This window comes from Dehalococcoidia bacterium (assembly GCA_025054935.1).
GTDB lineage: Bacteria > Chloroflexota > Dehalococcoidia > SpSt-223 > SpSt-223 > JANWZD01.
Genome location: JANWZD010000010.1, coordinates 130250 through 139411, shown reverse-complemented (window position 1 = coordinate 139411; position 9162 = coordinate 130250). Strand labels below are relative to the sequence as shown.

The window sequence follows — 9162 nt, the reverse complement described above, 5'->3', positions numbered from 1 at the left end:
GGTAAAGGCGCTCAAACAGTCGCTTGTCCAGCCGCAGTACATCGCTCAGGCCAATAAGGGTGTTTTCTGGGTTGTGCTTACGAATGGCCTTGTCTATCAAATCTACAAGCTCAACGAACCGGTTTCGATGGCGAACAAGCTTGTGATGGAGATCGATCTCCGCCAATATGGCGATATGTCGTCTCGTGAAGCGATGATACGCCAACTTGAGCTTCTTTCGAAGGAGCGAGTCGTCTCGGGCGATCTAAGGAGATATACTGAGCTTGTCTTTGCCGTAGAGATCGTTCGAGAGGGCATTCAGCGTCTCCTGAGAGAGCCTACTAGATCGTTCGTACGAGCGGTCCGATCATCGGTTGGCGAGGAGCTTTCAGAAGAACAAATTCGAACCGTTCTGCCGTACCTGATCATTTCTCAGCAAAAAGACAACATCGAGCGTAGTAGTTCCTCTGACGAGAAGATAGTCAATAAGCGGGAGGAGCGGCCTGAAGGGGGCTGGTCGAAGGACACGCTGTTCAAGGGCAAGTCACCACGCATCATAGAGATATACGAGCAGTTGGTGTTGCGATTGAATCGGCTAGAGAATACGGAGATTGTATACACTCAGCAATATGTCCGTTTCTCTGTGGTCGGCGAAGGTTTGACCACACCGAGTGGACGCACCTTCGAAACCTTCCTAACAGTAGTGCCGAGGAATTCCAAACTCTTGTTGTATCTCAATCTGAACTGGGTCGATGTGCCGAAACTTCGGCCTTCGGCAATGCGTGATGTATCAAACATTTGGCATGATGGGCCAGGGGAGGTTGAGTTTAGCCTGGCGAGTTACGACCAACTCGACGATGCTGAGCAGCTCGCTCGCCTCGCCTATCGCCGAGTGCGGGGGGCATAGCTCAGCGGGAAGCCGGTCGCCTCGCCGTCCCGCCTCGGCTCTGCTACTATCCCGGCGGGAGAGGCGCCCATGCAGTTCTTGCGGAACTTCTACGCTCGGCATCCGAATCTCGTGATGTGGTTCGTGCTCGCCGTCGGTATGGTGGCGATGCTCGTCTGGTCTGCCAAAGACGTGGGGCTGCTGCCGACCCAGATGGCCGCGCTCATCGTCAGCACGATCCTCCTCGCCGGTCTGTGCGTCTGGATCATCAACTGGGAATGACCTCTCTCTGACAGCCCCTTCGGCGCGCTCCGAGCGTCCGCCCGGGCTGGCGTTCTGCCCATCCAACGGGATCGTTTCGTGAACCGACTGCGCGCGCTGCTGGTCTTCGTCTTACTGCTGGGCTCGGCGTGCGCGATCGAGGAGCAGGGGCCGGAGGCCGCGCCGACCCCCGCTACCCCCTGCCTGCCGCCGAGCTGCGTCGAGTTCTTCATCGATGGGCTCGATTACGCCTTCAACCCTCCGACGATCACCGCGCGCGCAGGAACCGTCCGCTTCGTCCTGCGCAATGTCGGCCAGAAAGTGCACAACTTGAAAATCCAAGGCGGCGCCGTCGAGGCACGAACGCCGAACCTCGCTCCCGGCGCGACCGGCTTCGTCGACGTCGTCCTCGAACCGCGGCGCTACGACATCTTCTGCACGATCGCCGGTCACGCCGAGCGCGGGATGCGGGGGACGCTCATCGTCACGCCGTGAAACGAGCAGACTGCCGTCTTGCCGACATATCATCCCCCTCGGCGCACAGAGGGCAAGGCATGTCTGGAGAGCATGATGATTTACGAAGGCGGCGCAGTCGATATCTGGTGCAGCCCGTTCACTCCGCCCTTGATGAAGAAAATCTTTCGCGATGCTCCCGAGCTTGCCGAGGAGATCGACCGCTACAACCTCCACGAGAACGTCCGGGGCTGGAGCGTGCCGGAATTTCTCGCCCTGATGGACAGGGCGAATGTGCTGATGGCCGGCATTCCGGCCTATCAGATCTGGTCGTTCGAGCGGCGGGAGCAGCTTGTCGATATCCGGCCGGAAGAGGTCGCGGATCTCGTCCGCCAAGCGCCCGACCGGCTGTATGGCTACTACGGGATCAATCCCTACAAGCGGATGGCCGGGGTGCGCGAACTGGAATGGGCGGTGCGCGAGCTTGGCTTCAAGGGCGCGCATCTCCTGGTCTACGGCTTCGACATGCCGATTAACCATCGCGACCTCTATCCCTACTATGCGAAGTGCGTCGAGCTCGACGTGCCCGTCGTGATCCAGGTCTGCCACTGCGCGCAGACGATGCCGAGCGCTCACGCCCGGCCGATCCTGCTGGACGACATCGCCCTCTACTTCCCTACGCTCAAGATCGTCGGCGGCCATACGGGGTGGCCGTGGACAAGCGAACTGATCGCGATGGCATGGAAGCACCGCAACGTCTATCTCTCGGCTTCGGGGTTTGCGCCGCGGCTGTGGAGCCAGGAACTGGACACCTTCATCAACTTCCAGGGGCGGGGCAAGTGCATGTGGGGAGCCGACCTGCCGATCCTGACCTATGAGGCGAGCGCGCGGCAGCTCGCGCAGAAGCAGTTCCGCGACGATGCGCGTCGGCTGCTCTTTCGCGACACGGCTGACGCCGTGTTCAAGCTCGGGCTTGCCGAGCGGCGCGCCGGCACTTCCGCCGTTTGACCAGATGAGCGCGCCGTGGTATGGTTGTCCAATCAGTCGATCCCGAGAGCCGTTGGGAGCGCGCACATGGGCGAACAAGCATGGGTGTGGGTATTGGCAGCAGGGGTAGCGCTGCTTCTTCCCCTCTTTCTCCGCCGAACCCAGGAGACCCCTGACACCACCCCGGTCGAAGTGCCCGTCGACGAGGAGCGCCGCCGCTAGGGAGCGCGGCGCCGCTCTTTCTCGCGTCTCGTCTTGCGTCGGCCGTGCAGAGCCCGGCGCATTGACGCCGTGATCTCAGCCGGCAGCCAGCGCTTCCGCCATGGTTGCCCGCGCAGCCCGTCGTGCCCGAACCGCTCGCGCGAGGTCTTTCAGCACCGGCACGGTATCCCCCCAGCCGAGACAGGCATCGGTAATGCTCTGGCCGTAGACGAGCGGCTTTCCGAGGTCGACGTCTTGGCGGCCGCCAACGAGGTGGCTCTCCAGCATCACCCCAATGATCGCCCGATTGCCTTCGGCGATCTGGCCGGCAACATCGGCGGCGACGGCAGGCTGGCGCGAGGGGTCTTTGCCGCTGTTGCCGTGGGAGCAGTCGATCATGATCCGGGGCGGCAGCCCGCTCCGCTCGAGGAGGGCGACCGCGGCTGCAACATCTTCCCGATGGTAATTGGGGCCGCGCGTGCTGCCGCGCAGGATGATGTGGCACGCATCGTTGCCGCGCGTCGCGACAATCGCCGCCACCCCTTGCTTCGTAACCGAGAGGAAGTGGTGCGGCAGGGAGGCGGCGCGCACAGCATCGACCGCCAGCTGAATGCTGCCGCCTGTGCCGTTCTTAAAGCCGACCGGCATTGAGAGCCCGGAGGCGAGTTCGCGGTGCACCTGACTTTCGGTCGTTCGCGCGCCGATCGCGCCCCAGGCAACAAGGTCGGCGATGAACTGGGGGGTGATGGTGTCGAGGAATTCGGTGCCCACGGGCATCCCCATCTTGGCAAGGTCGAGGAGGAGGCCGCGGGCAAGGCGGAGGCCGTGATTGATATTGAAACTGCCGTCGAGATGCGGGTCGTTGATCAGCCCTTTCCAGCCGACGGTCGTGCGAGGCTTTTCGAAATACACCCGCATGACGATCAGCAGTTCCTCGGCGAGCTCGTCGGCGACGCCTTTCAGCCGGTTGGCATATTCGCGCGCGGCAGAGACGTCATGAATCGAGCAGGGGCCGACAACAACCAGCAGCCGGTCATCCTCGCCGCGCAGGATCCGTTCGATCGCGTCGCGCGCTTCTGCGACGGTGATGGAGGCTTCCGGCGTCACCGGAAACTCTTCGATCAAGATCGCCGGCGGAATGAGCGGTTTCAGCTTCTCGATGCGTAAATCATCGGTCTGGCGGTACATCGCAGCTCCTCAAGCGTCGTCAGGTAGAAAGGGGGCACGTCGTTGTCCCGCCGTTAATGCAAAGGACCGCGGTTCAGAAGGCCCGCGGTCCGGAGCGTCGTTGCGTGATGGCGAACCGGGGCCTCGCTTGGCCTCCAGCTCGCCTCTCTCGATTTACGACCGAGACAGGCGGCCGGAGGCCCGGGGAAACGCGAAGTATCCCCAAAAGCCGCGGCTGCGCTGTCCGGTCATCATCGCCAATAACCGTAGCACAGGCAGGCCGAGATGGTCAACCTTTCGCCTCCCGCGCGCCGTTTCGGTGCGGGCAAGGAGAGCAGCAGCTTAGCGCCGTTTTCTCGCGCCGCCGACGGTGCTCAGCGGGCGAGCGCGCGATACAGATTCGCTGCGGGCGCGGTCGCCGCTGCCCGCTCCGGACGGATGGCGCGCAGCAAGGCGAGGTCGATCTCGGCGAGCGCGTGGCCTTCATGCGGCCCGGCAAGGTGCGCGCGGAGCGCGCCGTCTGGCCCGGCGATGCAGGCGCCGCCGCCGAACTGGAATTCGATCCGCTCCGCCGCGTCCTCAATGATTTCGGCCGACGGGACGCCGCTCAGCCAGTAGACCCCGTGCAGATAGGCTAGCGTCTGCTGAATTGCCGGCGTCGGCGGGCGACCTGGCCCCGCAAGCTGCGCAGTCGGATGACAGATGATCTCCGCCCCTTTCGCGGCTACGGTCCGCACCGCTTCAGGGATGAGGAACTCTCCCTCCACAAGACAGGCGAGGCGTCCGAGCGGCGTCTCAACGACGGGGAAGAGCGCGTCTGCGCCGAAGGCGGCGAGGTACTCGTCGACAATGTCGCGGAGGAGGGTGATGCCTGCAGAGGTCGGCGCTTGGGTTTTGGGTGAGCGGAGCACCAGCCCCGTGGGACCGATGATATAGCCGGTATGGAAGTAGCGGCCCGGAAAGGCGGGGTGTTTCTCCACATGGGAGGAGGCAACGTAGAGCCCGTGCCGCGCGCAGACATCGCGCACCGGCGCAAGCGCTGGGTCGTCGGCGAGCTGGAGCGCAACGTCATCCCGCTCGATCGGGCGCGCAATGCCTCGATGCCGGAGCGCCGTGCCGATCCCGCTCAGCGCGAGCACGGGAAGAACGACCAGGCGCGGCGGACGATCGCTCAGCTCAACGAGACGGTCGAGCAGGCGCGCAATTCGGTCGGCGTTGCGCCGGATGATATCGCGTGGGTGCTCACGGTCGCTGAAGCCGTAAAGCGGGGTCTGGACGACGGCGGCGGTGTACGACTGCAGGTCGGTCATTGGTGCTCCTCAGCGGCGGCGCGCCCTCGGCTGTCTCGCGGGAGGGGGCGGTTTCCCTCGACGAGGCGGGGCAGCTGCTACGTGAAAGGCCGCAGCCCGGGGGCGTTGCCGTGCCAGTAGAGATACGGCGTGCCGTCGCGCTCAGCGATCGTCGAGAGCCCTTGGGCGTGGTCGACTGGCACCCACGGCTGATCGCCGAGCCGGGTCAGCCAGATCGAGTAGCGAGCGCGCTCCTCATTCGTCAGGGAGGAGCCGGGTGCATCAGCGGGCGCGGCGAAGAGCGCAACTACGAGCGCGCCCTCGCTCTCGCGCACCTCGACACTCAGCCGAAAGCGGTGTCCCTCGCCTACCGAATACTCTCCAAGCGGGATTCGCTCTGCCATCGTCGACCTGCTCAATCCGGAACGCGCCGAAGCATAGGATGGCGGCATCCTAGCCGATCGTGGCCGGCAGTGCCCATCGGGCCGGAAGCGTGAGAGGCGCGAAGCGGAAGAGCATCGCTGCGTTCGGCGGCGCCGTGGGCGGAAGGGGCCTAGAGGCAAGCGTCAGCAGCGCGCCGCTCAGCACACGCTGCGTCGCCATCCATCGAGCTGAGGGCACGCTCAGAAGGACGAACGCTCCCGTCCAACCGATCCCTTGAGCCGTTGCCAGCCTCGTGTGCGCTTTCGAGCATTATGCGATATATTCATAGCGAGTACTCCGGAGGAGACATGCCTCCGGAAGAGGAGGGAGCAATGGACCTCGGAACGCTTCTCCTAATGCTCGGCCTGTCCTACGCGCTCGGAGTGCTCTGGTATGACCTGCTGCCCGGCCAGCTGCCCGAACGGGTGTGGCGTGTAGCGGCGTTTCCTTTCATCGGGATCTACGTCGCGCACAGCCTGCTCCAGCCGGCGTTCAATGTGGACCCGAGTTTCGGGGGACTCCATTTGATCACGACAGTGATCGGTTCGCTGGTTGGGGTGATCATCGACGTGGTCATCACTCGGGCGCGCCGGCCAAGCATGGTTTCCGAGCCGGAGCTGCGCCGCGCGCCAGCGGCGAGCTAACGCGCGCAGCTCGCCGGCGCTTTATTTGAGCGTTCCCACGCGCTGCTGGGGGAGCGCTGGAGTAGAGCGCGGCTCCTTCTGCACCTGCAGCCTGCCCGGAACGTCTTCTCAGGCGCAGCGGTATTGATGAGCGCCGGGGAGGCGCGGTTCTGGGATCACGCGACTACAGCGCGCCGGCGTTCCTCGAGATATTCCGGCGCGCTGTTGACCAAGTCGAGGTCGTGGCGCTCACCAAGCAGGTTGCGGGCAGCGAGGATCCCTGTCTCGACAGAGTGGTCGCTGTTGTTGTAGCGGAACGTCCCGTAGCGCCCCACAATCTGCAAATTTTCGAAGCGGCGGAGATACCGTTTCAGAACGTCGAGGTGCCGCTGATAGCCGAGGGTGTAGACCGGATAGGCGCGGACGGCCCGCACGACAAAGCCGTCGAGCACCTCCTGCCGGTCGAAGAACCCCAGCTCCGCGAACTCCTTGACGGCAAGCTCAATGAGGACGTCATCCGGCGCAGTCCAGAAGGCATCTCCCCGGTTGCAGAAGAGTTCGCACACGAGCGATGTTGTCCCCTCGGGCGCCATCGCCGGGCTCCAGTTGCGCGGCTCGTGGATGCGGGCGAAGGGGATAGCCGGGTCGTGGATGTAGAGCCACGTGTCTGAGGTGACCTGCGGCCGCCGCAGCATCAGGTTGACCGTGATCAGTTCCCGGAACCGCAGCGCATTTGCTGCCGCAATCACCTCTGCCGGCGCAGGCGGCCGAAAGGCGCGGGCGAGTTGCGTGATCGGGATTGAGGAGATGAAGGCGTCGCCTTCAACACGCAGGTCTCCCCGCTCGGTCCGGACAGTGACGCCAGTCACGCGCTGGCCGTCGTGATGAACGCGCACGACGCGGCTGTTGAGCGCGATCTCGCCGCCTCCGGCGCGCACATCCTCTGCCATCCGCTCCGAGAAGCGGCCGATGCCCAGCCGCGGATAGGAGAAGCGCTCGACGAGGCTCTCGATCTCGCCGCGGGAGCGGGTGAGGGCATCTTTGATCGCCGTCGTCAGCGAGAGCCCCTTGCTGCGCTGCGCAACCCAGTCGCCGGAGACTTGGTCGCAGCGCAGGCCCCACACCTTTTCTGAGTACGTCTTGAAAAACTGCTCGTAGAGGGTCCGGCCGAATTGATTGATGTACGCCTGTTCCATCGTCGCTTCGCCGTCAATCCGCAGCGGACGCAGCGTGACAGCGAGCGCATCGGCGAGGGCGCGGATGCTCCGGCGCAATCCCATCCCTGCGAGCGCGTTTCCGATTCTGAGGGGGTAGTAGAAGTACTTCCCCTCGAAATAGATGCGGCTGACGCGGTCAACCTCGATCAGTTCGTCGCCGACGACGGCGACGAAGAACTGATGGATGGCGTCGTTCTTCGTGAACCACCGATGGCCGCCGATGTCGAAGCGGAAACCATCGCGTTCGATCGTTCGCGCTAGACCGCCGACCCACGGCGAGCGCTCGTACACGGTCGGGGGAATTCCGTTGCTGGTGAGGACGTGAGCGGCGGCAAGTCCTGCAGGGCCGGCGCCCATGATGATCACGCGATCTGGCAACCGTCCTCCAACTGATGGCGTCGGCGCACTGTCCGGCAGTATACCTCAGTCGGGCCGGCTGCGCCTATCGCCTTCCCCGGCGTGCTTTGCTCCGGTCAGCACGCTCTCCTTCCCCCCTCTGGGAGAGCAAGAATGGACCTGCTGCCGCGCTCGCGCAGCGAGCGCGGCGGCCGGCTGGGCCTCGCACGCCGAGGACGCTCAGATCAGAATGATCTCGCGCTCGCGCGTGCCCTCGCGGACGATCACGGCGCCGTTCGGCTTCTCCTGCACCGCAATCGCGAGCAGCCCAAGACGGACGAAGCGGAGCACCAGCTGATCGACCGTCGTCTCCCGGGCTGCCGCAAGAGCGCGAAGCTGGGCGACGACATCGGGCGGGAGGGTGACCGTGACATTCCCCGTCTGGCTGGCGGCAGCGCGCGCTTTTGGGGCAGGCGCCGGAGGAAGAGGAGAGGGGCCGACCCGCAAGACGCGGCGTACCCCTTCGTAGTCGACACCGAGCGGCCGAACGAGCCGAGCGCCTGCGCCTCCCGGGTCGCGGAGCGCTGCCAGCAGGAGGTGGATCGGCTCGATGGCAGGGGCCCCCCGGGCGCGGGCATCGTCTTCGGCGAAAGCGAGTGCCTGCTTCAGCCGGCTGGTCAGCCGCGAGGAGCGGAGGATCCGTCGCCAGCGGGGGGTGAGCGGCAGGTCGGGAAGGCTGGTTGCGGTGTCATCGTCGCTGATCGGTCCGCCGCTCGGTGCCCCGCTCCGCCCGCTGCTCGCGCTCGCTGAGTGGCCTGCGGTGAGGAGGGCCTCTTCGAGGGCGCGCGCGCTCGTGTTCAGCTCTCTCAGCACTGCCTCGACAGTGGCGTCGCCCAGCCGGATGACGCCGAGAAGCACGTGGTCGGTGCCGACCGCCGGCGCGCCCGCGCGCGCTGCGACCGCCACCGCCGTATCCAGCGCCTGACGTGCTGCTGTCGAAAGTCGTTCCGACCGGTCTTGCATTGCGACGACCTCCCTCAGCTGAAGATCCCGATCGCTCGCGCCGCGATCACGGAGAGGATGACGATTGAGGCCGAAGCCTGCAGCATCACCAGCATTTTGGTGCGTCATGAAGAAGCAATCGTATCCGATGGGCCGAGGGTCGTGCTGACCCAGCATGCAAGAGCGAGGTAGTCGCAGTAGTTGGGGACCCAGCTTTGGGAGCCGGGCACGGGGGCGCTTCCTGAGGAAGAGAAGATCGACCCGCCGACGTTCCGCTCGGGGTCGTTCCCTTGCCGGAGCGCCGGCATCGAGCATCCAGCTCCAACCGGCGAAGCGGA

At 64.8% G+C, this 9162-nt stretch carries 13 protein-coding genes; 6 read left to right on the top strand and 7 right to left on the bottom strand.

What is annotated here, in order from left to right; translation table 11 throughout:
- From NZ773_11835 to NZ773_11815, 5 genes are all read left to right on the top strand, one after another.
- Positions 1-886 (top strand): hypothetical protein (locus NZ773_11835; protein MCS6802613.1); only part of this gene is annotated, 886 nt, incomplete at its 5' end.
- A gap of 69 nt (positions 887-955) precedes the next feature.
- Positions 956-1147 (top strand): hypothetical protein, encoded by a 192-nt coding sequence (locus NZ773_11830; protein ID MCS6802612.1) that lies wholly within the window; start codon positions 956-958, stop codon positions 1145-1147.
- A gap of 78 nt (positions 1148-1225) precedes the next feature.
- Positions 1226-1621, top strand: coding sequence for a cupredoxin domain-containing protein (locus NZ773_11825; GenBank protein ID MCS6802611.1), 396 nt, complete (start codon positions 1226-1228; stop codon positions 1619-1621).
- A 72-nt stretch (positions 1622-1693) separates the two neighbouring features.
- Positions 1694-2587, top strand: coding sequence for an amidohydrolase family protein (locus NZ773_11820; GenBank protein MCS6802610.1), 894 nt, complete (start codon positions 1694-1696; stop codon positions 2585-2587).
- 66 nt (positions 2588-2653) lie between these two features.
- Entirely contained in the window at positions 2654-2788 is a 135-nt protein-coding gene (locus tag NZ773_11815; protein ID MCS6802609.1) for a hypothetical protein, read from the top strand.
- Between the two features lie 75 nt (positions 2789-2863).
- On the opposite strand, the gene NZ773_11810 is transcribed toward NZ773_11815, so the two are convergent.
- The 4 genes from NZ773_11810 to NZ773_11795 form a co-directional block, all read right to left on the bottom strand.
- A complete protein-coding gene (locus tag NZ773_11810; GenBank protein MCS6802608.1) occupies positions 2864-3955 on the bottom strand; it encodes a 3-deoxy-7-phosphoheptulonate synthase in 1092 nt (363 codons plus the stop codon).
- Positions 3956-4308: 353 nt separating this feature from the next.
- A complete protein-coding gene (locus NZ773_11805) occupies positions 4309-5244 on the bottom strand; it encodes a hypothetical protein (protein ID MCS6802607.1) in 936 nt (311 codons plus the stop codon).
- A 77-nt stretch (positions 5245-5321) separates the two neighbouring features.
- A complete protein-coding gene (locus tag NZ773_11800) occupies positions 5322-5627 on the bottom strand; it encodes a hypothetical protein (GenBank protein ID MCS6802606.1) in 306 nt (101 codons plus the stop codon).
- A gap of 49 nt (positions 5628-5676) precedes the next feature.
- On the bottom strand, positions 5677-5826 hold the full coding sequence (locus tag NZ773_11795) for a hypothetical protein (protein ID MCS6802605.1): 150 nt from the start codon (positions 5824-5826) through the stop codon (positions 5677-5679).
- A gap of 152 nt (positions 5827-5978) precedes the next feature.
- On the opposite strand from NZ773_11795, the gene NZ773_11790 reads away from it, so the two are divergent.
- The gene (locus NZ773_11790) at positions 5979-6290 is read left to right on the top strand and encodes a hypothetical protein (protein MCS6802604.1); all 312 of its coding nucleotides are present in this window, start codon (positions 5979-5981) and stop codon (positions 6288-6290) included.
- Positions 6291-6445: 155 nt separating this feature from the next.
- Here NZ773_11790 and NZ773_11785 read toward each other — a convergent pair whose 3' ends face one another.
- The 3 genes from NZ773_11785 to NZ773_11775 all read right to left on the bottom strand — a co-directional run bounded on the left by NZ773_11785 (position 6446) and on the right by NZ773_11775 (position 9132).
- Positions 6446-7864: an FAD-dependent oxidoreductase gene (locus tag NZ773_11785; GenBank protein ID MCS6802603.1), complete on the bottom strand. Its 1419-nt coding sequence runs from the start codon at positions 7862-7864 to the stop codon at positions 6446-6448.
- A gap of 198 nt (positions 7865-8062) precedes the next feature.
- Positions 8063-8953 (bottom strand): Clp protease N-terminal domain-containing protein, encoded by an 891-nt coding sequence (locus NZ773_11780; GenBank protein ID MCS6802602.1) that lies wholly within the window; start codon positions 8951-8953, stop codon positions 8063-8065.
- Positions 8950-9132, bottom strand: a complete 183-nt coding sequence (locus NZ773_11775; GenBank protein MCS6802601.1) for a hypothetical protein — start codon at positions 9130-9132, stop codon at positions 8950-8952. The genes NZ773_11780 and NZ773_11775 overlap by 4 nt, the downstream gene beginning before the upstream one ends.
- Positions 9133-9162: the final 30 nt, after the last annotated feature.

What these genes read in the sequence shown, in the direction of transcription:
- NZ773_11830 (MCS6802612.1), top strand. Translation starts at nt 956, where the DNA reads ATGCAGTTCTTGCGGAACTTCTACGCTCGGCATCCGAATCTCGTGATG.
- NZ773_11820 (MCS6802610.1), top strand. Translation starts at nt 1,694, where the DNA reads ATGATGATTTACGAAGGCGGCGCAGTCGATATCTGGTGCAGCCCGTTC.
- NZ773_11815 (MCS6802609.1), top strand. Translation starts at nt 2,654, where the DNA reads ATGGGCGAACAAGCATGGGTGTGGGTATTGGCAGCAGGGGTAGCGCTG.
- NZ773_11810 (MCS6802608.1), bottom strand. Translation starts at nt 3,955, where the DNA reads ATGTACCGCCAGACCGATGATTTACGCATCGAGAAGCTGAAACCGCTC.
- NZ773_11805 (MCS6802607.1), bottom strand. Translation starts at nt 5,244, where the DNA reads ATGACCGACCTGCAGTCGTACACCGCCGCCGTCGTCCAGACCCCGCTT.
- NZ773_11800 (MCS6802606.1), bottom strand. Translation starts at nt 5,627, where the DNA reads ATGGCAGAGCGAATCCCGCTTGGAGAGTATTCGGTAGGCGAGGGACAC.
- NZ773_11795 (MCS6802605.1), bottom strand. Translation starts at nt 5,826, where the DNA reads ATGGCGACGCAGCGTGTGCTGAGCGGCGCGCTGCTGACGCTTGCCTCT.
- NZ773_11790 (MCS6802604.1), top strand. Translation starts at nt 5,979, where the DNA reads ATGGACCTCGGAACGCTTCTCCTAATGCTCGGCCTGTCCTACGCGCTC.
- NZ773_11780 (MCS6802602.1), bottom strand. Translation starts at nt 8,953, where the DNA reads ATGACGCACCAAAATGCTGGTGATGCTGCAGGCTTCGGCCTCAATCGT.
- NZ773_11775 (MCS6802601.1), bottom strand. Translation starts at nt 9,132, where the DNA reads ATGCCGGCGCTCCGGCAAGGGAACGACCCCGAGCGGAACGTCGGCGGG.